Genomic DNA, 23,731 nt, shown 5'->3' with positions numbered 1-23,731 from the left:
CCGTAGAGACCCCCACTGACAATCGCTCTGACCTGCAACAACGCTATGAGCAGGGCGCGTTGTCAGTGGCGTGGTGCACCGTGGTCACAGCAGTCGGAAGCGGCTGTCGAGCAATGGAGGGGGACCATGACCATGCCCGAGAACGGCACCGGTACCGAAGCACTGCGCCCGCACGCCGAAGACGCCTACGCACAGGAACTGAAAGCCCTGGCGGCCGCCGACGACCGGCCCCGCCCGGCCCGCTGGAAGCTCTCCCCGTGGGCCGTCGCGACGTACCTGCTCGGCGGCGAACTCCCCGACGGCACCCTCATCACGCCCAAGTACGTCGGCCCGCGCCGCATCGTCGAGGTCGCCGTCACCACCCTCGCCACCGACCGGGCCCTGCTCCTGCTCGGCGTCCCCGGCACCGCCAAGACCTGGGTCTCCGAACACCTCGCCGCCGCCGTCAGCGGCGACTCCACCCTCCTCGTCCAAGGCACCGCCGGAACCCCCGAGGAAGCCATCCGGTACGGCTGGAACTACGCCCGCCTGCTGGCCCACGGCCCCAGCCGCGAAGCCCTCGTACCCAGCCCCGTCATGCGCGCCATGGCCGAGGGCATGACCGCCCGCGTCGAAGAGCTCACCCGCATCCCCGCCGACGTCCAGGACACCCTCATCACGGTGCTCTCCGAGAAGACGCTGCCGATACCCGAACTCGGCCAGGAGGTGCAGGCCGTGCGCGGCTTCAACCTCATCGCCACCGCCAACGACCGTGACCGCGGGGTCAACGAGCTCTCCAGCGCGCTCCGCCGCCGCTTCAACACCGTCGTCCTGCCCCTGCCCGCCACCGCCGACGCCGAGGTCGACATCGTCGCCCGCCGAGTCGACCAGATGGGCCGCGCCCTCGACCTGCCGGCCGCACCCGAGGGCCTGGAGGAGATCCGCCGCGTCGTCACCGTCTTCCGCGAGCTGCGCGACGGCATCACCGGCGACGGCCGCACCAAGGTGAAGTCGCCCAGCGGCACCCTCTCCACCGCCGAGGCCATCTCGGTCGTCACCGGCGGTCTCGCGCTGGCCGCGCACTTCGGGGACGGCGTCCTGCGCCCCTCCGACGTGGCCGCCGGCATCCTCGGCGCCGTCGTCCGCGACCCGGCCGCCGACCGCGTGGTCTGGCAGGAGTACCTGGAGACCGTGGTCCGCGAGCGGGACGGCTGGAAGGACTTCTACCGCGCCTGCCGGGAGGTGTCGGCATGAGCCCCGACCCGAAGGGGCCGCTGCTGCTGGGCGTCCGGCACCACGGACCGGGCTCCGCCCGCGCGGTACGGGCGGCCCTCGACGCCGCCCGGCCGCGGGCCGTGCTCATCGAGGGGCCGCCCGAGGGGGACGCGCTGCTGCCGCTGGCCGCCGATCCCGCGATGCGGCCGCCCGTCGCCCTGCTCGCGCACGCGGCCGAAGACCCCGGCCGGGCCGCGTTCTGGCCGCTCGCCGGCTTCTCCCCGGAGTGGGCCGCCATCCGCTGGGCCCAGGACCAGGAGGTGCCCGTCCGCTTCATCGACCTCCCCGCCGCGCACTCCCTCGCCACCGCGCGGGAAGAGGAGCGGGAAGGGGACCCGTGCGCGCCCGGACCCGAAGCCGTCCGGATCGACCCGCTCGCGGTCCTCGCCGAGACCGCCGGGTACGACGACCCGGAGCGCTGGTGGGAGGACGTGGTCGAGCACCGCGGCAGCGGAACCGTACGGGACCCCCTCGCCGCCTTCGGGGCCCTCGGGGAGGCCATGGAGGCTCTCCGCGAGGCCTACGGCGACGGCGGCCACCCCCGCGACCAGGTGCGCGAGGCCCACATGCGGCAGCGGATGCGGGCCGCCCGCAAGGAGTTCGGCGACGACTACGCCGTGGTCTGCGGGGCCTGGCACGTCCCGGCCCTGCGCGCCAGGACCACCGCCGCCGCCGACAGGGCACTCCTCACCGGGCTGCCCAAGGTCAAGGTGGAGACCACCTGGGTGCCCTGGACCCACCGCAGGCTCGCCCGGGCCGGCGGGTACGGCGCGGGCATCACCTCGCCCGGCTGGTACGCGCACCTCTTCGAGGCCCGGGACCGGCCGGTGGAGCGCTGGCTCACCAAGGTCGCCGGCCTGCTGCGGGCCGAGGACCGGCAGGTCAGCCCCGCCCACGTCATCGAGGCCGTCCGGCTGGCGGAGACCCTGGCCGCCGTCCGCGGCCGGCCGGTGCCCGGACTCACCGAAACCCTGGAAGCGGTCAGGGCGGTGATGTGCGACGGCTCCGACATACCGCTCGCCCTCATCGAGGACCGGCTCGTGGTCGGGGACGTGCTCGGCGAAGTCCCCGACGCGGCGCCCGCCGTACCGCTCCAGCGGGACCTCGGCCGCCGGCAGCGCTCGCTGCGGCTCAAGGCCGAGGCGCAGGACCGCGAACTGGAGCTCGACCTGCGCAAGGACACCGACGGGGCCAAGTCCCTGCTGCTGCACCGGCTGCGGCTGCTCGGGATCGACTGGGGCATACCCACCGCCTCCCGGGGCAGCACCGGCACGTTCCGGGAGACCTGGCGGATCCGCTGGGAACCGGAGCTGTCGGTCCGGGTCGCCGAGGCCGGGATCTGGGGCACCACCGTGCTCGGTGCGGCCACCGCCAAGGCCGAGGCCGACGCGGCGGCAGCCGGGGAGCTGGGCGAGGTCACCGCCCTGGCCGAGCGGTGCCTGCTGGCCGGGCTCTCGCAGGCGCTGCCCGCCGTGCTGCGGGCCCTCGCGGACCGGGCCGCGCTGGACACCGATGTGGCGCGCCTCGCCAAAGCCCTGCCCGCGCTGGCGCGTTCGCTCCGGTACGGGGACGTACGCGGCACCGACGCGGCGGCGCTCGGCACGGTCGCGGCCGGGCTCGCGGAGCGGATCTGCGTGGCGCTGCCGCCCGCCTGCGCGGCCGGGCTCGACGCGGACGGGGCGGCCGAACTGCGCGGGCACGTGGACGCCGTCCACGGCGCGGTCGGGCTGCTCGACGGGGACGGCCTGCGGGAGCGCTGGTCGGCCGTGCTGCGGACGCTGGCAGGGCGGGACAGCGTGCCCGGGCCGATCCGGGGCCGGGCGGCGCGGCTGCTGCTCGACGAGGGGCGGCTGCCGGCCGAGGAGACGGCGCGGCTGATGGGGCTCGCCCTGTCCCCGGCGGCCGCCCCGGCCGACGCGGCGGGCTGGATCGAGGGCTTCGCGGGCGGCAGCGCGGGGGGCGGCACCCTGCTGATCCACGACGACCGGCTGCTCGGCCTGATCGACGCCTGGCTGGTGTCGGTCCCGGAGGGGGCGTTCATCGACGTACTGCCGCTGCTGCGGCGGACGTTCGGGGCGTACGAGCCGGGCGTCAAGCGGACGCTGGGGGAGCTGGTCCGCCGCGGCCCGGGCGGCCCGGCCGCCGGCTCGGGGACCGGTTCGGCCCCGGACGGCTTCGCCCCCGACCTGGACCCGCTCCGCGCCGACGCGGCGGCGGACCTGGTCCGCCTGATCCTCGCCGCCGCCCCGCAGGCCCCGGCCCAGGCTCTGGCACCGGCTGAGGCCCCAGCGCCGGCTCAGGCCCAGGCCCAGGCTCAGGCCCAGGCTCAGGCCCAGGCCCAGGCCCAGGCCCAGGCCCAGGCCCAGGCCCGGGCTCAGGCCCCGGCTGAGGCCCCGGCCCCAGCGCTGGCTCAGGTCCCAGCGCCGGCCTCAGCGCCTGGCGCAGGCCCAGGCCTCGGTCCCGGCGCCGGCGCAGGCCCAGGCCTCGGTCCCGGCGTCGGCTGAGGCCCCGGCCCCGGTCCCGGTTCAGGCCCCGGTCCCGGCGTCGGCTCAGGCCCCAGCCCCGGCTCAGGCCCCAGCCCCGGCTCAGGCCCCAGCCCCGGCTCAGGCCCCGGCGCCGGCTGAGGCCCCGGCGCCGGCTGAGGCCCCGGATCCGGCCCCGGCGGGGTGAGGGCAGCGGGGCGGAGGGTTCCGCGCCGCAGGACACGCACGGAAGTAAGGACGCCGGCGGCACGGGCCGTCGTACGACGAGAGCTGGGGGACGGACACATGGCGGACACGGGCAACGCGGCAGCGCCGAGCGCGGCCGGAGCCACCGACACCACCGACACCACCGGGGGCACCGAGGCGGCCGGAGCCACCGGGGCGGCCGGAGCGGCCGACCCCACCGGGGGCACCGACACCGCCCGGGCCACCGACACCACCGACACCACCGACACCACCGGGGGCGCCGACACCGCCGGTGCCACCGGCACCGCGCTGGGCGCCGACACCGGCGGCACCGCCCGGGGCGTCGACACCGGCGGGGCCGCTGGAGGGGAGCGCCTGCGGCGGTGGCGGATGGTGCTCGGCGGCGGGGAGGGGGAGGGCACCGGGTGCGCGCTCAGCGGGCGGGACGCGGCGATGGACGCCGCGCTCGGGGCGCTGTACGGCGGCAGCGGCGGCGGCGCCGGGAGCCGGAAGGGGGCGGGGGAGCGCTCCGCGGGCCTCGGCGGGTCCGCGCCACAGGTGGCCCGCTGGCTCGGGGACATCCGGACGTACTTCCCCAGCTCCGTGGTCCAGGTCATGCAGCGCGACGCGATCGAGCGGCTCGGGCTGTCCGCCCTGCTGCTGGAGCCGGAGATGCTGGAGGCCGTGGAGCCGGACGTCCACCTCGTCGGGACCCTGCTCTCGCTGAACAAGGCCATGCCCGAGACGACCCGGGAGACGGCTCGGGCCGTGGTCCGCAAGGTGGTCGAGGAGCTGGAGAAGCGCCTGGCGACCCGCACCCGGGCCACCCTCACCGGCGCTCTCGACCGTTCGGCCCGGATCAGCCGCCCCCGCCACCGGGACATCGACTGGGACCGGACCATCCGGGCCAACCTCAAGAACTACCTCCCCGAGCACCGCACGGTGGTCCCCGAGCGGCTGGTCGGCTACGGCCGGGCGGCCCGGTCGGTGAAGAAGGAGGTGATCCTCTGCATCGACCAGTCGGGGTCGATGGCCGCCTCCGTCGTCTACGCCTCCGTCTTCGGCGCGGTGCTGGCGTCGATGCGCTCGATCGCGACCCGGCTCGTCGTCTTCGACACCGCCGTCGTCGATCTGACCGACCAGCTCGACGACCCCGTCGACGTCCTCTTCGGCACCCAGCTCGGCGGCGGCACCGACATCAACCGTGCCCTCGCCTACTGCCAGTCCAAGATCACCCGGCCCGCCGACACCGTCGTCGTTCTCATCAGCGATCTTTACGAGGGCGGCATACGCAACGAGATGCTGCGGCGGGTCGCCGCGATGAAGGGCGCCGGAGTGGAAGTCGTGACCCTGCTCGCGCTGTCCGACGAGGGCGCTCCCGCCTACGACCGCGAGCACGCCGCCGCGCTCGCCGCACTCGGCACGCCCGCCTTCGCCTGCACCCCCGATCTGTTCCCGGATGTGATGGCCGCGGCGCTGGAGAAGCGGCCCCTGCCCGTCCCGTGAGCCCCCGCGCCCGAGCGCCCGCCCACTGGCGGCCCACCCGCCGCCCATCGCCGCGGGCACCGGCCGCTCACCACCCGCCGACCACGCGCCCGCCGCGTCCGCAAATCGGCAGATCACACGAAGTCGCAGTTCAACCGTGAGGCGATCTGTGACAGGTATCACCGCTCAGGTGTGATCTGCGATTTAGGGACCTACGTCCCACGGGGATAACCTGCGGGACGGACATGCCGCGTCCACGGTCACCGTGTGCGCCTCCCCTGTGACAGCGCCGTCACGTTGCCCTCCGCGGCACGCCCACGCAGATAGCAGAAAACCGCGAATCACTGCGAATCTTTGAAGACAAGGGACGGACGCGCGTGGACCTGTTCGAGTACCAGGCGAGGGACCTCTTCGCCAAGCACGGTGTACCGGTGCTGGCCGGTGAAGTGATCGACACGCCTGAGGCGGCGCGCGAGGCCACTGAGCGGCTGGGCGGCAAGTCGGTCGTCAAGGCACAGGTGAAGGTCGGCGGCCGAGGCAAGGCCGGCGGCGTCAAGCTCGCCGCCACCCCGGACGAGGCCGTCGCCCGGGCGACGGACATCCTCGGCATGGACATCAAGGGCCACACGGTCCACAAGGTGATGATCGCCGAGACCGCTCCCGAGATTCTCGAGGAGTACTACGTCTCCTACCTGCTCGACCGCACCAACCGCACCTTCCTGGCCATGGCCTCGGTCGCGGGTGGCATGGACATCGAGCAGGTCGCCGAGGAGACCCCCGAGAAGCTCGCCAAGGTCCCGGTGAACGCCAACGAGGGCGTGACCATCGAGAAGGCCCGCGAGATCGTCGCCCTGGCGCAGTTCCCGGCCGAGGTCGCGGAGAAGGTCGCCGAGGTCCTCGTGACCCTGTGGGCCACCTTCATCGCCGAGGACGCGCTCCTCGTCGAGGTCAACCCGCTCGCGAAGGTCGCCTCCGGCGACGTCATCGCCCTCGACGGCAAGGTCTCGCTCGACGAGAACGCCGAGTTCCGCCAGCCGGGCCACGAGGAGTTCGTGGACCACGCGGCCGCGAACCCGCTCGAGGCCGCCGCCAAGGCGAAGAACCTCAACTACGTCAAGCTCGACGGTGAGGTCGGCATCATCGGCAACGGCGCGGGTCTCGTCATGAGCACCCTCGACGTCGTCGCGTACGCCGGCGAGAACCACGGTGGGGTCAAGCCCGCCAACTTCCTCGACATCGGCGGTGGCGCCTCCGCCGCCGTCATGGCCAACGGCCTCGAGATCATCCTCGGCGACCCGGACGTCAAGTCCGTCTTCGTCAACGTCTTCGGTGGCATCACCGCGTGTGACGAGGTCGCCAACGGCATCGTCCAGGCGCTGCAGCTGCTCGAGGACAAGGGCGAGGCGGTCACCAAGCCGCTCGTCGTCCGCCTCGACGGCAACAACGCCGAGCTGGGTCGCAAGATCCTCTCGGACGCCAACCACCCGCTGGTCCAGCGCGTGGACACCATGGACGGCGCGGCCGACAAGGCCGCCGAGCTCGCGGCTGCGAAGTAAGGGCAGAGGTCACAGACTCACATGGCTATCTTCCTCAACAAGGACAGCAAGGTCATCGTCCAGGGCATGACCGGTGCCACGGGCATGAAGCACACCAAGCTGATGCTGGCTGACGGCACCAACATCGTCGGTGGCGTGAACCCGCGCAAGGCCGGCACCACCGTCGACTTCGACGGCACCGAGGTCCCGGTCTTCGGCTCGGTCGCCGAGGCGATGGAGAAGACGGGCGCCAACGTCTCCGTCCTCTTCGTCCCGCCGGCCTTCGCCAAGGCCGCCGTCGTCGAGGCCATCGACGCCGAGATCCCGCTGGCCGTCGTCATCACCGAGGGCATCGCGGTGCACGACTCCGCCGCCTTCTGGGCGTACGCGACCGCCAAGGGCAACAAGACCCGGATCATCGGCCCGAACTGCCCGGGTCTGATCACCCCCGGCCAGTCCAACGCCGGCATCATCCCGGGCGACATCACCAAGCCCGGCCGCATCGGTCTCGTGTCGAAGTCCGGCACGCTGACCTACCAGATGATGTACGAGCTCCGTGACATCGGCTTCTCCTCCGCCGTCGGCATCGGTGGCGACCCGGTCATCGGCACCACGCACATCGACGCCCTCGCGGCGTTCGAGGCGGACCCCGACACCGACCTGATCGTCATGATCGGCGAGATCGGCGGCGACGCCGAGGAGCGTGCGGCGGACTTCATCGCGAAGAACGTCACCAAGCCGGTCGTCGGTTACGTCGCGGGCTTCACCGCCCCCGAGGGCAAGACCATGGGCCACGCCGGCGCCATCGTCTCCGGTTCTTCTGGCACCGCACAGGCCAAGAAGGAGGCCCTCGAGGCCGCCGGCGTGAAGGTCGGCAAGACGCCGACCGAGACCGCCAAGCTGGCGCGCGAGATCCTGAACGCCGCTCAGTAAGCAGCAGCTGTACGTGTGTACGGGCGTGGCCCGCACCCTCCGGGGTGCGGGCCACGCCCGTTGCGCATGTCCGCGCCGCGTCACTCCAGCGTGGGCGAGAGCCGGTCGGGCCGGGCGGCCGGGTGGTTGCGCAGCTGGTCGTGGAGTTCCTTGCTCCGCTCGGTGAGCGCCTGCGGGCCGCTGTGCGGGGGCACGCCGGAGACGTTCGCGCCGGGGGCGATGGGCGGTTCGTACCGGGTCGGCGCGGTCACCGCCGTGTACGCGGTCGCCACCGCGACCACCGCCGTCAGGCTGAGCGCGGCCCGCGTCCACCGCCGGGCCCGCCGCTCGGCCGCGCCGCGTACGGCCGCTGCGGCGCGCGGCTCCAGCTGTACGGCGGGCCGCAGCGAACCGAGGCGCTCGCGCAGCAGGGCCGAGTGTCTCTCGGGCGGCGCGACGGCCAGTTCGGGGAGCCGTTCGGCGAGGTCGGCGTGCGCGTGCAGCAGCCGGTGGCCGGCGGTGGGGGTGCTGGCCTCGGTCTCGGCGGCGGTGTCGGGGAGGTCGAGGCCGACGCCGTCGTAGAGCAGCACGGTACGGCGGTGCACGGCGGGCAGCGCCAGCATGGCGTCCATCAGGATCCGGTCGGCGGGCTCGGGCGGGGGCTTGTCCGCCGTACCGGTGGTCCGGTGGGCCGGACGGAACCGCTGCCAGGGGGACAGCGCGTACTCGTACGAGGCCGCGCGCACCCAGCCGACCGGATCGGGGTCGACGGCGACCTCGGGCCAGCGCTCCCAGGCGTGCTGGAAGGCCCGCTCCACGGCCCTCAGGGAGAGGGCCCGGCGGCCGGTGAGCAGGTACGCCTGGCGGACGAGCGCGGGGGCGGCGTACGTGTACAGGGCGTCGAAGGCCCGGACGGGGGTGAGCACCTCCACCTCGGCCCCGGGCTCCTCGGCCCCGGCGTCGGCCTGGGTCTCGGCATCGGCCCGGGGCTGCGTATCGGATTCGGATTCGGCGTCGGTTTCGCGGTCGGCGTCGGCGTCGGCGTCGGGGTCGGGGTCGGCGTCGGTCCGGGCCCGGGTGTCGGCCTCGGGGGATTGCGGGGTCTCGGCGGCCTCGGCGGCCGGAGGGGGTTCGGCTCCGCCGGGGGTCGTCTCCGGGCCGAGGGGGGTGTAGCCGCTGCCGCCGGCCCGGACGGGGGTCTTCGTCTCGTGGCGGGACACGGCGGCGGGCGGCTTGGCGGCCCGCTTCGCCGCGGCCTTGGGCCGCGTCCGGGGCCCGGCGGCCCGTCCTTGCCCGCCGGACGCGAACGCCCGTACGACACCGGGCATCCGCAGGGCGTGACCGGGGTCGGGCGCGGGATCCGCATCCGCGTCCTCGGCTGAGACGGCGTCAGCCCCGGCTCCGGCCCCGGATTCCGCGGCTGCGAGTCGGTTGAGCAGGTCGGCGTACGTCTCGCGCTTGCGGCCGCGTGGATCCGTACGGCCCGTCTCCCAGGACCGCACGGTGCCCGGGGTGACGCCCACGGCCGCCGCGACCTCATCGTGCGTCAGCTCGGCGGCCTCGCGCAGCCTGCGGCGCTCCTTGGGGGAGGGGAGGTCGGTCTCCCCTGTGGCTGAGGTCGTCTCCACGCCTGGTGTCATGCCACACTCCCCGCGACCCGGCAGTCCTGCGCGAAAAAGTACATAAAACGTATATTGAGCGACACCACCGACATTCGCCTGTTACCCGCCCATAGCGCGTGTCGTTGGCACCATGGCGGGGTGACCCAAGTGACCGAACGCGGGACCCCGTTGCCCACGCCCCCGCGGGCCCGCGCGCGGCGCCGCTCACCGGCCGCCGCCGCCTGTGTGCTGGGCGGCGCCGTGGCCGCCGGACTGGGGCTCGGCTTCCTGGCCGTGCTCGTGATCGTGCTGTGGATCAGTTCCCCCTATCCGGACAGCGGTCCCGGCGGTGCGCTGCACCTGGCCGCAGGACTGTGGCTGCTGGCCCACGGGGCGGAACTCGTCCGCTACGACACCCTCTCCGGGGTGCCGGCGCCCGTCGGCGTGACCCCGCTGCTGCTGGTGGCGCTGCCCGTACTCCTGGTGCGGCGCGCCGCGCGGCTCGGCAGCGCACCGGGGGACGGCCCGGGCGAGGAGGAGGTGCTTCCGCCGAGCGTGGTCTTCTCCGCCGTGACCTGCGGATACCTGAGCGTCGGGGCGCTCGCCACGGTCTACGCGGCGGGCGGCCCGATGCCGGCCGATCCGCTCAGCGCCGCCTGGCACGTGCCGCTGGTGGCCGTACTGGCCGCCGCGGGCGGAGTGTGGGAGGCCCGCGGATGGCCGACGGTGGTGCCGCCGCAGTGGGTGCCGGGACGGCTGGCCACCGGGGTACGGCGGGCGATCGCACGCCCCCGCTACGCGCTGGCGCTGCGCTCCGGTGCGGCCGGGGCGCTGGTGCTCCTGGGCGGGGGCATCCTGCTCGTCGGAGCCTCGCTGGCGTGGCACGGGGCTGAGGTCCAGGGCTCCTTCCTGGCGCTGACCGGGGTGTGGTCGGGGCGGTTCGCGGTCCTGCTGCTGGCGGTGACGCTGATCCCGAACGCGATGGTGTGGGGCGCGGCCTACGGGCTGGGGCCCGGGTTCGAGCTGGGCACCGGCGCGACCGCGACACCGCTCGGCTTCGGGGGGTCGCCGGCGCTGCCGAGGTTCCCGCTGCTGGCGGCGCTGCCGCCGGAGGGGCCGGGGACGCCGTTGACGTGGGCGGCGGCCGGCGTGCCGGTGGTCGCGGGGCTGGTGGTCGGATGGTTCGCCGTGCGGCGGGCGCGGGAGGTGTCGTACGGGGAGACCGCGCTGACGGCCGCGCTGGGGGCAGTGGTGTGCGGGCTGGCGATGACCGGGCTCGCGGCGGTGTCCTCCGGGCCGCTGGGGTCGCGGGAACTGGCGAGCTTCGGGCCCGTGTGGTGGCAGGTCGGGGCGGCGGCCGGGGGATGGGCGCTGGGGCTGGGGGTGCCGTTGGCGGTGGCGGTGCAGGGGGTTCGGACGCGGCCGATGAGGGGGGTTCCGGCGGCGGACCCCGACGCCTGGCACGACTCGGGGATCCACGAACTCCGCCGCTCCGCGACCCCGCCCCTGTTCCCGGACCGAGCCCCCACGGCCCCGGTGCCCCCGGCCCCGGCCCCGGGCCCTGCCCCGGACCCGGCCCCTGCCTCGGTGGCCCCTGCCTCGGTGGCCCCGGCCCCGGTAGTCCCGGACCCGGTGCCCCCGACCCCAGTGGCCCCGATCCCGGTGACCCCGATCCCGGTGCCCCCGGCCCCGGCCCCGGCGGTCCCGGACCCGGCCCCAGTGGCCCTGGTCCCGGAACCAGCCCCGGCCGCACCGCCGCTGCCGCCCCTGCTCCCGGGGGTGGCCGGGGCCCGGATCCTGTCCCGGCGCCCGTAGCCCTGGCCGGGCGGATGACGGGTGCTCAGGCTGCCCGTGCCGTGGCCGGGCGGTTGACGGGGGCTCAGGCTGCCCGTGCCCTGGCCGGGCGGTTGACGGGTGCTCAGGCTGCCCCTGCGGGGCGGAGCTGGGTTTGCTCGGCGGCGCCGGGCGTAGCAAGCGGCGTTGCCCTGGCCGGGCGGGGTGGGGTTCGGGGTGCCCCCGGGACCTTTGCCCTGGCCGGGCGGTTGAGTTGGTCGCCTGCGGCGCCGTTGCTTCCGGCCCCGGGCTGCGCCCGGGCGCCTCAAGCGCCGGCGGGGCTGGGTTTGGCTGCGGGTTGGGCGGGGTGCCGGTGGCGCCGCCGGGGTGGGGTGTGGTCCGGGGCGGGCATGATTTATGGCGCCCGATCCGGGTCCCTTTTGCCGGGCGGTGCGGGGCGCCAACAAATCACGTTTTAGCCCCGGACAACACCCCACCCCGACACCGCCCCCGCCCACGAAGCCCAACCCCCACCGTGAGGGGGAAAAGACACCCGACCACCTGGGTCGGTGACGGGGCCGGGGTGGGGTGTCGACCGGGGCTAAAACGTGATTTGTGGCGCACAGAAGCCCGAACTTCAAGGTCCTGAACAGGCGCCATAAATCATGCCCGCCCCGGACGACACCCCACCCCGGACACGGCACCGACCCACCACCCCAGCCCCGCCGGCGCTTGAGGCGACCCGCAGTAGCCGAGCTGCAAACCGGCCCGGCCCGGCACGGGACGCCCCGAACCCCGCCACCCGCCCGGCCAGGGCAACGGCAGCCGAGCTGCAAACCGACCCGGCCCGGCACGGGACAGCCCGAACCCCGGAAACCGCCCGGCCAGGGCACCGGCCCCGCCGGCGCTTGAGGCGACCACGCTGCCGAGCAGCAGATCAGCCCCGGCCCGGCAGGGGGCAGCCCGAACCCCGCCACCCGCCCGGCCAGGGCAACGGCAGCCGAGCTGCAAACCGGCCGGCACGGGGCAGCCCGAACCCCGTCAACCACCCGGCCAGGGTTACCGCTGGACCTTGAGGACCTTGCCCACGAAGTTGTCCGGCAGCAGCGTGTTGCACTGCAGTTCCGCCGTCTTCGTCAGGGCGTCGTCGCGGCACACGTAGAAGTCCTTGTACGCCAGCTGCAACGCGTACGAGCTCAGCGCCAGCAGCAGCGCCAGGGTCGCCGTCACCATGCCGCTGACCGCCGCCGTGCGCTGGGGGCCGGCCGCGGGGCCGAGGGCCGCCAGGCCGTTCTGGGCCGGCGCGGCGGTCGGCGCGGCGGTCGGCGCGGTGGCCGGGGCGGCCGGGGCGGCGTCCGGCGACGGGCTCGACGGCTCGGGGGCGGCGGCCGGGCGGCGGCCGCGGAGGGCGCTGATGCCCCAGTACAGCGCGAGCGCACCCAGCAGGAGCCCCATCGACGGGATCCCGAAGATCCCGAAGAAGAACCCCCACATGCCCGCCAGCAGCGCGTACCGCGCGCGCCGCTGGAGCGGGTCCGTCGGGTCCCAGCGGGCCGGGCCGTCGGGGCCCGAGGGGCCGGAGGGTCCCGGGTCCTGGCCCTGACCCGGACCGGAGCCGCCACCGCCCCGCGGCTGCCACGGCTGGTCGGGCCGGCCCTCCGGGGGCGCCGCGAAGGGGTTGTCGTCGGTCGAGGAGTCGGGCTGACGGCGGTCCGGCATCGAGTGCGTTACTTCCCCTGCTGTCGTGCGGCCAAAGGAGTCGCGCCGCGTCGTATGTGGCTTGTATGCCAGACGCTACCGCCCCCCCGTCCCCCCGTCCCTCGGGGGCGGTCCGGTGTGCCGGTATCGTTGCAGGCGGTCGGTGGCTTCGTATGGTTCCCCGTATATCGGCGCCCCGTAGTTTCATGCGATCGCACAAGATGAACGCCGTATTCACGTGAGAAAGGGCCGCTCATGGCCGCCTCCCGCCTGGTCGTGCTGGTCTCAGGCTCCGGCACCAACCTCCAGGCCCTGCTCGACGCCATTGACGCCCACCCGGAAGGCGCCGAGGGATTCGGTGCCCGCGTGGTCGCCGTGGGGGCCGACCGCGACAACATCGAGGGGCTCAGGCGCGCCGAGAAGGCCGGGATCCCCACCTTCGTGTGTCCGGTCAAGGCGTACGCGACCCGCGCGGAGTGGGACGCCGCCCTCACCGAGGCCACCGCCGCCCACGAGCCCGACCTGGTGGTCTCCGCCGGGTTCATGAAGATCGTGGGGCAGGGGTTCATCGACCGTTTCGGCGGTCGGTTCATCAACACGCACCCGGCCCTGCTCCCGGCCTTCCCCGGCGCGCACGGCGTGCGCGACGCCCTCGCCTACGGCGCGAAGGTCACCGGCTGCACGGTCCACTTCGTGGACTCCGGCGTGGACACCGGTCCGATCATCGCCCAGGGTGTCGTCGAGATCCGGGACGGGGAAGACGAAGCCGCTCTCCATGAGCGCATCAAGGAAGTCGAGCGCCATCTGCTCGTCGACGTCGTGGGGCGCCTGGCCCGGCACGGCTACCGCATTGAGGGACGAAAGGTAACAATCCAGTGACCGCCGCAGACAGCAGCAGCAACGACCCGACCACGACCCAGCGGCCGATCCGTCGTGCGCTCATCAGCGTCTACGACAAGACGGGACTGGAAGACCTCGCCCGCGGCCTGCACGAGGCGGGTGTCGCCCTCGTCTCCACCGGCTCCACCGCCTCCAAGATCGCCGCGGCCGGTGTGCCCGTCACCAAGGTCGAGGAGCTCACCGGCTTCCCCGAGTGCCTGGACGGCCGGGTCAAGACCCTGCACCCCCGCGTGCACGCCGGCATCCTCGCCGACCTGCGCCTGGAGGACCACCGGAGCCAGCTCGCCGAGCTGGGCGTCGAGCCCTTCGACCTGGTGGTCGTCAACCTCTACCCCTTCCTGGCGACCGTCCAGTCGGGTGCCACTCCCGACGAGTGCGTCGAGCAGATCGACATCGGCGGTCCTTCGATGGTCCGCGCGGCCGCCAAGAACCACCCCTCGGTCGCCGTCGTCACCAGCCCCGAGCGCTACGCCGACGTCATCGCCGCAGCCCAGGGCGGCGGCTTCGACCTGACCGCCCGCAAGCGGCTCGCGGCCGAGGCCTTCCAGCACACCGCCGCGTACGACGTGGCCGTCGCGTCCTGGTTCACGAACGCCTACGCCCCGGAGCCGGAGGCCGTGCTGCCCGAGTTCCTGGCCGGCGCCTGGGAGCGCAAGTCCACCCTGCGCTACGGCGAGAACCCGCACCAGGCCGCCGCCCTCTACACGGACGGCCAGCCGGGCGGGCTCGCCAACGCCGAGCAGCTGCACGGCAAGGAGATGTCCTTCAACAACTACGTGGACACCGAGGCGGCCCGCCGCGCCGCCTACGACCACGAAGAGCCCTGCGTCGCGATCATCAAGCACGCCAACCCGTGCGGCATCGCCGTGGACCAGGACGTGGCCGCGGCCCACCGCAAGGCGCACGCCTGCGACCCGCTCTCGGCCTTCGGCGGGGTCATCGCCGTCAACCGCCCGGTGACCGTCGAGCTCGCCGAGCAGGTCGCGGAGATCTTCACCGAGGTCATCGCCGCCCCCGGCTACGAGGACGGCGCGGTCGAGATCCTGGCGAAGAAGAAGAACATCCGCGTGCTGAAGGTGGACGGCACCCCGCACCAGCCGGGCGACCTCAAGCCCATCTCCGGCGGCGCGCTCCTCCAGCAGAGCGATCTCTTCCAGGCCGAGGGCGACGACCCGAAGAACTGGACCCTGGCCACCGGCGACGCCCTCTCCGCCGAGGAGCTCGCCGAGCTCGCCTTCGCGTGGAAGGCCTGCCGGGCCGTCAAGTCCAACGCGATCCTGCTCGCCAAGGACGGCGCCTCGGTCGGCGTCGGCATGGGCCAGGTCAACCGCGTCGACTCCGCGAAGCTCGCCGTCGAGCGGGCGGGCGCCGAGCGCGCGCAGGGCTCGTACGCCGCCTCCGACGCCTTCTTCCCCTTCCCGGACGGGCTGGAGATCCTGACCGCCGCGGGCATCAAGGCCGTGGTCCAGCCGGGTGGTTCGGTCCGTGACGAGCAGGTCGTAGAGGCCGCCAAGGCCGCGGGCGTGACGATGTACTTCACCGGTACCCGCCACTTCTTCCACTGAGCGGATCCCGGAAAAACGGCGAAGGCCGCGCCCGCACTGCGGGCGCGGCCTTCGCCGTCTTACGAGCGGTACCGCTTACTTCTTGACGACGAGGGTGCCGGCGGCACGGTCGTGCCAGCCCTGGAGCTTGCCCGAGTTGTCGAAGAAGGGGGAGAGGTACACCAGGAGCTGGCCGATGCCGCAGATGAAGGAGCCGACCATCGGAATGATCCAGCGGATGAAGCCGCCGCCGATGCCCGGGACCTGGCCCGTGTTCTCCTTGACGACCTTCAGGCCCAGGGCCATCTTGCCGACCGTCGCGCCCACGAACGCGATCATCAGCCATTCGTAGAGCAGGGTGGCGACGAAGAAGATGAGGAGGGCGCCGAAGAACGCGGCGATGATGCCGCCGGCGGCCTCGCCCGCGTCGTTGACGCAGTCCTGGTACGCGGTGGACGCGTAGTCGAGACCCGTGCAGTCCGAGATGCTCTTGGACGCGCCGAAGGCACCGGCCAGGCCGATCGTGCTGAGGATGAAGTACAGGACACCGATGACCAGCATGTCGATCACGCGGGCGCCGAAGCGGGCGCCCATCGTGGCGACCTGGACGGTGCCGAGACCGGCAACGTTGATGAGGCCGTTGTTGGCCTGGAGCGTGCCGGGGGCCTGCGGGGGCACCGCGCCGTAGGGCGGCTGGCCCTGCGCCGGGTAGCCGTAGCCACCCTGCGGCGGGACGCCCTGGGGGGCCTGCTGCGGGTAGCCGTAACCGGGCTGGCCGGGCTGGCCCTGCGGCGGCTGCTGCTGTCCGTACGGGTTGTTCGGGTCGCCGAAGCTCATCTTTGGGTTGTTCCTCCGTGGAAGTGCGGGGACGCACGGCACTTTCGGAGGAAACACTGCTGTTTGCGGTCCGCCCCCCGGCACTGCCCGCGGCACTCATTGCCCGTCATCGTGGTCTGGTCGGCCATGCGTTGTCCAGCCGGTGCGCGAACCCCGGGGTACTTGTTGTGCAAGTGCAATGAACAGTGTCACCCCGTGGACACCTCGGAGTCCGCCGCGGAGGGCGCCTGACTGGAACCGGGGCCACTCCATCCGGGAGGATGGGGGCATGACTGCCCAGATTCTCGATGGCAAGGCCACCGCAGCCGCGATCAAGTCCGAACTGACCGCCCGCGTGGCGGCGCTGAAGGCCCGGGGCATCACCCCCGGCCTCGGCACCCTGCTGGTCGGCGACGATCCGGGCAGCCGCTGGTACGTCAACGGCAAGCACAAGGACTGCGCCGAGGTCGGCATCGCCTCGATCCAGCGCGAACTGCCCGCGAGCGCCTCCCAGGAGGACATCGAGGCGGTCGTACGGGAACTCAACGCCAATCCGGAATGCACCGGCTACATCGTCCAACTGCCGCTCCCCAAGGGCATCGACACCAACCGTGTGCTGGAGCTGATGGACCCGGCCAAGGACGCCGACGGCCTGCACCCCATGTCGCTCGGACGGCTGGTCCTGAACGAGCCGGGCCCGCTGCCCTGCACTCCGTACGGGATCGTCGAGCTGCTGCGCCACCACGGCGTCGAGATCAACGGCGCGCACGTCGTCGTCCTCGGACGCGGCATCACCGTCGGCCGCTCCATCGGCCTGCTCCTCACCCGCAAGTCCGAGAACGCGACCGTGACCCTGTGCCACACCGGTACGCGCGACCTGTCCGGGCTGCTCCGCCAGGCCGACATCGTGGTGGCGGCGGCCGGTGTCCCGCACCTGGTCAAGCCGGAGGACGTGAAGCCGGGCGCGGCCGTCCTCGACGTCGGCGTCAGCCGCGACGAGAGCGGGAAGATCGTCGGCGATGTGCACCCCGGTGTCGCGGAGGTGGCCGGCTGGATCTCTCCGAACCCGGGCGGTGTCGGGCCGATGACCCGCGCCCAGCTGCTGGTCAACGTCGTCGAGGCCGCGGAGCGGACCACCAGTGCAGGCTGAGCGCGGCGCGGGTCCGGCGGGGTCCGCGGAGCCGCCGGAGCCCGTGAAGTCCGCCGAGCCCGTGAAGCCCGTGCAGTCCGTGCAGTCCGCCGAGCCCGCGGCGCCCGGGGAGGACGGGGAGCGGGACGAGGGCGCGGCCGCGCGCTCCCGCCGCTTCCCCTCCGTCACCCGGGACACCGCCCGCCCCGAGGGCGGCGGCCGGGCCGCGCCCGGGGACGCGCCCGCGCCGGCGCGTCAGTGGCCGATGCTGAGCGTGCTGACGGCCACCGCGGCCGGGCTGCTGTCCACGGCGACGGGGCACCCCCGGGTGGGCTGTCTGATCATCGGGGTCGCGCTGATCGCGGCCGCCGTGCTGCGGCGGACACTGCCTTCGGTGGGCATGCTGGCGGTGCGCTCCCGCTTCACGGACATGGTCACGTACGGCCTGCTGGGGGTGTCGATCACCCTGCTCGCGCTGGTCATACAGCCGAAGCCGTTGCTGGACATCCCCTTCCTGACGGACGCGGTCCGCTTCACCGTCCGCTAGCGGCGGCGGCCGGCGGCCGGGCCGGGCAGCCGGGCCGGGCGGGCTGCCCCGCGCGGGCCCTCCGTACGGCCCGGGCAGGCGTACGGAGACGTACACGGGCGTACGCGGCTCAGCGCGCGCCCTGTTCCGCCAGGCAGGCCAGGACCGCCGCGACGGCCGGCTGCGCCTCGGTGCCGGCCCGGACCAGCGCCTCCAGGGTCCGCCCGGGGCCCGGCAGCTCCACCACGGCGGTGCCGGGGGGCGGGCCGTCGCACAGCAGCTTCGGCAGGATCGACACGGCCCGGCCGGTGGCCACCAGCCACAGCCCGGCCCGCAGATCCGCGCACTCGTGGGCGATGCGCGGGGTGAACCCGGCGTTGCGGCACGCGTGCAGCAGCATGTCCCGGCAGCTGCTCGGGGCGGGCGCGGAGACCCAGTCGGCCTCCCCCAGCGCCGCCAGCCCGTCCCGCCCGTACGCCGGGAGCAGTGCCTGCGGCAGGGCCAGGCACAGGGGGTCCTCGAACAGCGGGACGGCGGTGGTCCCGCTCGCGGGCGGGGCGCCGAGCAGCGGGTACGCGTACGTCACGGCGAGGTCGAGGCGGCGTTGCCGCAGCCGGGGGAGTGCCTCCTCCGGGTCGGCCTGCACGATGCGCGGCCGCAGCCGCGGGTGGCGTACGGCGAGCGAGGCGAGCAGCGGGGCGGCCACGGTGGCGAGCGCGCTCGGGGCGCAGCCGATGGCGAACTCCCCGACCGGGTCGGAGTCGAGGGCCCGTACCGCCCCTTCGGCCCGTTCCAGCGCGGCCAGCACCGGCTCGCAGGCGGCCGCGAGGGCCAGGCCGGCCGGGGTGAGGCGCAGCCCGCGGCCTTCCCGTTCGACCAGCGGGGCCCCGGCCTCGGCTTCCAGGGCGCGCAGTTGCTGGGAGACGGCGGAGGGGGTCACGCGGTGCAGGTCGGCGACGACGGTGACCTTCCCGTGCTCGGCCAGGTCCCGGAGGATCACCATGCGCTTCACGTCCAGCATGCCGACAGCGTAGCCAGACTTCACGACGGGTGAAGTAAAGATAGCTGGACTTCACGGTTCGTGACGGGGGATGCTCGGTCCATGAACGTCGTACTGATCGGAGCGAACGGAACCCTCGGCCGAGCGGTTCACGCGGCCCTGCGCGAGCGCGGCCACGCCGTCCTCACCGCCTCCCGCAAGGACGCGGACCTGCACGTCGACATCACCGACCCGGAGTCGATCCGGACGATGTACGACGCAGCGCAGGAGCGGTTCGGCGCCGTGGACGCGGTGGCGTGCGCGGCGGGCAGCGTCCCGTGGCGCCCGCTGGGCGAGCTGACCACCGAGGACGTCCGCGGCGGCCTCGAAGGCAAGGCCGTCAGCCAGATCGAGCTGGTCCGCCAGGGCGCGGCCCGGCTCCCCGCGCACGCCTCGTACACGCTGATCACCGGCATCCTGGCCCGCGAGCCCCTGCTGACCGGCTCGGTCGCCTCCCTGGTCAACGGGGCGGTCGAGGCGTTCGTCAGGGCCGCCGCGATCGAACTGCCCGGCCGCCAGCGGATCAACGCCGTCAGCCCCACCGTGTTCACCGAGTCCCTCGACGCGTACGGGGACACCTTCGCGGGGTTCGACGCCGTCCCGGTGGCGCGCGCCGCGAACGCCTACGTCAAGTCCGTGGAAGGGCACCGTACGGGGGAGATCTTCCGCGTGGAATGAGGGCCGCGCCCGTGCCCGCGCCTTCGAACTCCCGGATCCGTGTGCCACGGACCACAGGGACCCGGGGGTGCGGCGCCCCCCGGGTCGGATAGCCTGACCGCGGATGTCTCTTCACGTCAAGATTCAGAGGGTCGGGGAGCGGCGTCCTCCCAGCACATGGGGCAGGGACGCCCCACCGCCAGCTGTCTAACGGAGAAGGCCATGACCCGCACTCCCGTGAATGTCACCGTCACCGGCGCCGCCGGACAGATCGGCTACGCGCTGCTCTTCCGTATCGCGTCCGGTCACCTCCTCGGCGCGGACGTGCCGGTCAAGCTCCGGCTCCTGGAGATCCCGCAGGGCATGAAGGCCGCTGAGGGCACCGCCATGGAGCTCGACGACTGCGCCTTCCCGCTCCTCAAGGGCATCGACATCTTCGACGACCCGAACCAGGGCTTCGACGGTGCGAACGTCGCGCTGCTCGTGGGCGCCCGCCCGCGCACCAAGGGCATGGAGCGCGGTGACCTGCTCTCCGCCAACGGCGGCATCTTCAAGCCGCAGGGCGCCGCGATCAACGCGCACGCCGCGGACGACATCAAGGTCCTCGTCGTCGGCAACCCGGCCAACACCAACGCGCTCATCGCGCAGGCCGCCGCCCCGGACGTACCGGCCGAGCGCTTCACCGCGATGACCCGCCTGGACCACAACCGCGCGATCTCGCAGCTCGCCAAGAAGACCGGCGCCGACGTCACCGACATCAAGCGCCTGACCATCTGGGGCAACCACTCGGCGACCCAGTACCCGGACATCTTCCACGCGGAGATCGCCGGCAAGAACGCCGCCGAGGTCGTCAGCGACGAGCTGTGGCTGGCCGAGACCTTCATCCCGACCGTCGCCAAGCGCGGCGCCGCGATCATCGAGGCCCGTGGCGCGTCCTCGGCCGCCTCGGCCGCCAACGCCGCCATCGACCACGTGCACACCTGGGTCAACGGCACCGCCGCGGGCGACTGGACCTCGATGGGCATCCCGTCGGACGGCTCCTACGGCGTCCCCGAGGGCATCATCTCCTCCTTCCCCGTCACCACCAAGGACGGCAAGTACGAGATCGTCCAGGGCCTGGACATCAACGAGTTCTCCCGTGCGCGCATCGACGCGTCCGTGGCGGAGCTCGTCGAGGAGCGCGACGCGGTGCGCGAGCTCGGCCTGATCTGAACGATCTAGTCGGTACGAACATCGAAGCGCCCCGGCCGGACCAGGCCGGGGCGCTTTGGCGTGATCCCGCCTGTCGGGCCACCCCGGACGCTACCTAGGGTCGGTCGGTGACCGACACCCCGAATCCCCGGCAGCCCAGCGGCGACGGCAGCGGCAGCGCGTTCCCGCCGCCCGAGCCGGCGCCGGTCCCGGAGCCGGCCGGGTACGAGCCGTGGTCGCCCCAGCCGCCGCCCGCCGGGCAGGGGCGCCGGTGGCTGACCCCGGCGACGGCCGGCATCGCGGTGGCCGCGCTGGCGATCGGCGCCGCCGCCATGTGGTTCGTACAGCGGGACCCGGGCCAGGAGCACGGACAGGCCGGGCCGACGGCTTCGAGCGGGTTCGGCTCCCTGGAGCCGTCGGGCCCGCCCGCCCCGTCCGGTACCCGCTCGCCCTCGACACCCGGCCCGGGCACCGCTACGAGCACCCCCAGTGCCCCGAGTACCGGCGGGAGCGGCGCCCACGAGACCGTGCGGGACCCGAAGGGCTTCACCGTCGCCGTCCCCGCGGGGTGGGTCCGCGAAGAGAGCGGCAGCGCGGTCTTCTACCGCTCGCCCGACCGGACCGCCCTGCTCCAGGTCTTCCGGGTGGCCGGGCCGGAACTCGGTCCGCTCGAAGCCGTGCGGGCCGCCTCCGCCGACCTGAAGATCCGTACCACCGGCTACGAGGAGATCCGGGTCGGCGCGGTCCCGGGTGCGGCCGAAGCCGCGGAGCTCGTGTACGAGTACGACAGCGCGGAGTCGCACGGCCGCCGGCGCTGCGTCGAACGGGTCTTCGCCACCCAGGACGGCGGCACATGGGCCGTACTGACGGGCGGCCCCGCCCCCGGGTGGACGCTCACGCAGGACCACCACGCGAAGGCGCTGGCCGCGTTCCGCCCGGGCGGGTGACGGCGGCCGTGCCCGCCGCCGGTCAGTGCTTGAACATGCCCGGCGTGTAGTGACCCGGCGTCATCCGGGTGGTCACGCCGAACCGGTTCCAGGCGTTGATCGTCGCGATCAGGGCGATCAGCTGGGCCAGTTCGGCCTCCTCGAACTGCTTGGCCGCCTTCGCGTAGACCTCGTCCGGCACGAAGCCGTCCGTCAGGACGGTGACGGCCTCGGTCAGTTCGATCGCCGCCAGCTCCTTCTCGGTGTAGAAGTGCCGGGACTCCTCCCAGGCGCCGAGCTGGATCAGCCGCTCCACGCTCTCGCCGGCCGCCAGGGCGTCCTTGGTGTGCATGTCCAGGCAGAACGCGCAGTGGTTGAGCTGCGAGGCACGGGTCTTGACCAGCTCCACCAGCGTCGGGTCGAGGCCCTTCCGGGCCGCCACCTCCAGGCCCACCATGGCCTTGTAGACCTCCGGGGCGAGCTGGGCCCACTGCAGGCGGGCGGGGTGCTCGGGGGCGTAAACGGGGGTTTCGTTCGTCGTCGTCATGCCCCCACCGTACGAGGGGACCGGCCCGCCGATATGGTCCATATCCATGACGGAATCCTGGGCCACTTTCGGCGCTGACCTGCACCTGGACCTCTCCGCCGGACGCGGACTGCGGGCCGGGCTGACCGAGGCCCTGCGCGAGGCCGCCCGCAGCGGCCGGCTCGCCCCGGGCACCCGGCTGCCGTCCTCCCGGTCCCTCGCCGTCGACCTCGGCATCGCCCGCAACACGGTCGCGGAGGCGTACGCCGAGCTCGTCGCCGAGGGCTGGCTGACGGCCCGCCAGGGCTCGGGCACCCGCGTCGCCGAACGGGCCAGGCCCCGGCGCCCCGCCGCGGCCGCCGCCCGCGTACGGCCGGCCGCGCGGCGCGGTCCCGCGTACAGCCTCGTGCCCGGCTCCCCGGACCTCGGCAGCTTCCCGCGCACGGCCTGGGCGGCGGCCGCCCGCCGGGCCCTCGCGGCCGCGCCGAACGACGCCTTCGGGTACGCGACGGACGTACGGGGCCGGGTGGAGCTGCGCGAGGCGCTGGCCGGATACCTGGCGCGCGCCCGGGGCGTGTACGCGGACCCCGACCGGATCGTGCTGTGCGCGGGGTTCGCGCACGGGCTGATGCTGCTGGCGCGGGTGCTGCGGGCGCGCCGGGTGCGGGAGGTGGCCGTCGAGGGGTACAGCCTCGACGTGCACCGGGAGCTGCTGACGGGGGCCGGACTCCGGACGCGGCCGCTGCGGCTGGACGGGGCGGGGGCCCGGACGGGTGAGCTGACGGCGGCTTCCGGGGCGGTGCTCCTCACCCCCGCGCACCAGTTCCCCACCGGGGTCGCGCTGACGCCGGAGCGGCGGGCGGCGGCCGTGGACTGGGCCAGGACCACGGGCGGGCTGATCCTGGAGGACGACTACGACGGGGAGTTCCGCTACGACCGCCAGCCGGTGGGGGCGTTGCAGGGGCTGGACCCGGACCGGGTGGTGTACCTGGGCACGGCGAGCAAGTCCCTGGCCCCGGGGCTCCGGATGGGCTGGATGGTGGTACCGGCGGAGCTGGTGGGGGAGGTGATGGCGATGAAGGGCCGGATCGACTGGACGTCCAGCGCGCTGGACCAGCTGACGCTGGCCGAGTTCCTGAGGTCGGGGGCGTACGACCGCCACGTGCGGGGGATGCGGCTGCGGTACCGGCGGCGGCGGGACGCGCTGGTCGCGGCGCTGGCCACGCGGGAGGCCGTGACGCTGTCCGGCATCGCGGCGGGCCTGCACGCGGTGCTGGACCTCCCGGCGGGCACGGAGCCGTCCCTGATCCAGGCGGCGGCCTGGCACGACCTGGCCCTGGAGGGCCTCTCGCGCTACCGGCACCCGGAGTCGGACATGCCGATGCGCGACGCGGTGGTGGTGGGGTACGGGACCCCGTCGGACAGCGCGTGGTGGGGGGCGCTGGGGGCCCTCAAAGCGGTTGCCCTGGCCGGGCGTTAACGGGGCTCGGGGTGCCCCCGGTACCCCGGGCCTGTTTGCCGTTGCCCTGGCCGGGCGGTTTCCGGGGTTC

The 23,731-nt window shown here is 74.0% G+C and carries 19 protein-coding genes; 14 read left to right on the top strand and 5 right to left on the bottom strand.

From position 1 onward, the window contains the following. Positions 1-126: 126 nt before the first annotated feature. The 5 genes from ACZ4TG_RS27745 to sucD all read left to right on the top strand — a co-directional run bounded on the left by ACZ4TG_RS27745 (position 127) and on the right by sucD (position 7,876). Entirely contained in the window at positions 127-1,233 is a 1,107-nt protein-coding gene (locus ACZ4TG_RS27745; protein WP_468167492.1) for an ATP-binding protein, read from the top strand. After that, positions 1,230-3,758 (top strand): DUF5682 family protein, encoded by a 2,529-nt coding sequence (locus ACZ4TG_RS27740; protein ID WP_468167490.1) that lies wholly within the window; start codon positions 1,230-1,232, stop codon positions 3,756-3,758. Before ACZ4TG_RS27745 ends, ACZ4TG_RS27740 begins: the two co-directional genes overlap by 4 nt. A gap of 555 nt (positions 3,759-4,313) precedes the next feature. Continuing rightward, positions 4,314-5,429, top strand: coding sequence for a vWA domain-containing protein (locus ACZ4TG_RS27735; protein WP_468167738.1), 1,116 nt, complete (start codon positions 4,314-4,316; stop codon positions 5,427-5,429). Positions 5,430-5,785: 356 nt separating this feature from the next. Beyond that, complete coding sequence (gene sucC / locus ACZ4TG_RS27730) at positions 5,786-6,964, top strand: ADP-forming succinate--CoA ligase subunit beta (protein ID WP_329099493.1); 1,179 nt, start codon at positions 5,786-5,788, stop codon at positions 6,962-6,964. Positions 6,965-6,985: 21 nt separating this feature from the next. After that, positions 6,986-7,876 carry a succinate--CoA ligase subunit alpha gene (sucD, locus tag ACZ4TG_RS27725; RefSeq protein WP_031145895.1) on the top strand — a complete coding sequence of 297 codons (891 nt, stop codon included), beginning with the start codon at positions 6,986-6,988 and terminating at the stop codon, positions 7,874-7,876. An 80-nt stretch (positions 7,877-7,956) separates the two neighbouring features. Here sucD and ACZ4TG_RS27720 read toward each other — a convergent pair whose 3' ends face one another. Further along, on the bottom strand, positions 7,957-9,495 hold the full coding sequence (locus ACZ4TG_RS27720; RefSeq protein WP_468167488.1) for a helix-turn-helix domain-containing protein: 1,539 nt from the start codon (positions 9,493-9,495) through the stop codon (positions 7,957-7,959). Positions 9,496-9,615: 120 nt separating this feature from the next. Here ACZ4TG_RS27720 and ACZ4TG_RS27715 point away from each other — a divergent pair, with 120 nt between their 5' ends. Further along, entirely contained in the window at positions 9,616-11,271 is a 1,656-nt protein-coding gene (locus tag ACZ4TG_RS27715) for a cell division protein PerM (protein ID WP_468167486.1), read from the top strand. A 1,017-nt stretch (positions 11,272-12,288) separates the two neighbouring features. Here the strand turns inward: ACZ4TG_RS27715 and ACZ4TG_RS27710 are convergent. Next, on the bottom strand, positions 12,289-12,948 hold the full coding sequence (locus ACZ4TG_RS27710) for a hypothetical protein (protein WP_468167484.1): 660 nt from the start codon (positions 12,946-12,948) through the stop codon (positions 12,289-12,291). 234 nt (positions 12,949-13,182) lie between these two features. Here ACZ4TG_RS27710 and purN point away from each other — a divergent pair, with 234 nt between their 5' ends. Together purN and purH are read left to right on the top strand one after the other, a co-directional pair. Beyond that, positions 13,183-13,806, top strand: a complete 624-nt coding sequence (purN, locus tag ACZ4TG_RS27705; RefSeq protein WP_468167482.1) for a phosphoribosylglycinamide formyltransferase — start codon at positions 13,183-13,185, stop codon at positions 13,804-13,806. Then, on the top strand, positions 13,803-15,392 hold the full coding sequence (gene purH / locus ACZ4TG_RS27700) for a bifunctional phosphoribosylaminoimidazolecarboxamide formyltransferase/IMP cyclohydrolase (protein ID WP_468167480.1): 1,590 nt from the start codon (positions 13,803-13,805) through the stop codon (positions 15,390-15,392). The genes purN and purH overlap by 4 nt, the downstream gene beginning before the upstream one ends. Positions 15,393-15,467: 75 nt before the next feature. Here the strand turns inward: purH and ACZ4TG_RS27695 are convergent, their stop codons facing one another. Then, positions 15,468-16,208: an RDD family protein gene (locus tag ACZ4TG_RS27695; protein WP_468167478.1), complete on the bottom strand. Its 741-nt coding sequence runs from the start codon at positions 16,206-16,208 to the stop codon at positions 15,468-15,470. A gap of 268 nt (positions 16,209-16,476) precedes the next feature. Between ACZ4TG_RS27695 and ACZ4TG_RS27690 the strand changes: the two genes are divergently transcribed. Next, positions 16,477-17,337, top strand: coding sequence for a bifunctional methylenetetrahydrofolate dehydrogenase/methenyltetrahydrofolate cyclohydrolase (locus ACZ4TG_RS27690; RefSeq protein ID WP_468167476.1), 861 nt, complete (start codon positions 16,477-16,479; stop codon positions 17,335-17,337). Positions 17,338-17,380: 43 nt separating this feature from the next. Then, on the top strand, positions 17,381-17,863 hold the full coding sequence (locus ACZ4TG_RS27685; RefSeq protein WP_468167474.1) for a DUF3017 domain-containing protein: 483 nt from the start codon (positions 17,381-17,383) through the stop codon (positions 17,861-17,863). Between the two features lie 109 nt (positions 17,864-17,972). Here the strand turns inward: ACZ4TG_RS27685 and ACZ4TG_RS27680 are convergent, their stop codons facing one another. After that, positions 17,973-18,863, bottom strand: a complete 891-nt coding sequence (locus ACZ4TG_RS27680) for a LysR family transcriptional regulator (protein WP_468167472.1) — start codon at positions 18,861-18,863, stop codon at positions 17,973-17,975. 81 nt (positions 18,864-18,944) lie between these two features. Between ACZ4TG_RS27680 and ACZ4TG_RS27675 the strand changes: the two genes are divergently transcribed. The 3 genes from ACZ4TG_RS27675 (at position 18,945) to ACZ4TG_RS27665 (ending at position 21,676) form a co-directional block, all read left to right on the top strand. After that, entirely contained in the window at positions 18,945-19,559 is a 615-nt protein-coding gene (locus ACZ4TG_RS27675; protein ID WP_468167470.1) for a short chain dehydrogenase, read from the top strand. Between the two features lie 201 nt (positions 19,560-19,760). Continuing rightward, positions 19,761-20,750 carry a malate dehydrogenase gene (locus tag ACZ4TG_RS27670; RefSeq protein WP_468167468.1) on the top strand — a complete coding sequence of 330 codons (990 nt, stop codon included), beginning with the start codon at positions 19,761-19,763 and terminating at the stop codon, positions 20,748-20,750. A 107-nt stretch (positions 20,751-20,857) separates the two neighbouring features. After that, positions 20,858-21,676 carry a hypothetical protein gene (locus tag ACZ4TG_RS27665; RefSeq protein WP_468167466.1) on the top strand — a complete coding sequence of 273 codons (819 nt, stop codon included), beginning with the start codon at positions 20,858-20,860 and terminating at the stop codon, positions 21,674-21,676. 22 nt (positions 21,677-21,698) lie between these two features. Here ACZ4TG_RS27665 and ACZ4TG_RS27660 read toward each other — a convergent pair whose 3' ends face one another. After that, a complete protein-coding gene (locus ACZ4TG_RS27660; protein ID WP_468167464.1) occupies positions 21,699-22,202 on the bottom strand; it encodes a carboxymuconolactone decarboxylase family protein in 504 nt (167 codons plus the stop codon). A gap of 46 nt (positions 22,203-22,248) precedes the next feature. Here ACZ4TG_RS27660 and pdxR point away from each other — a divergent pair, with 46 nt between their 5' ends. Next, positions 22,249-23,661, top strand: coding sequence for a MocR-like pyridoxine biosynthesis transcription factor PdxR (gene pdxR, locus ACZ4TG_RS27655; protein ID WP_468167462.1), 1,413 nt, complete (start codon positions 22,249-22,251; stop codon positions 23,659-23,661). Positions 23,662-23,731: the final 70 nt, after the last annotated feature.

It is taken from the genome of Streptomyces sp. NPDC028314 (assembly GCF_055565795.1).
The sequence above is the reverse complement of the archived record's forward strand: the minus strand, read 5'-3'. Positions and strand labels throughout refer to the sequence as shown.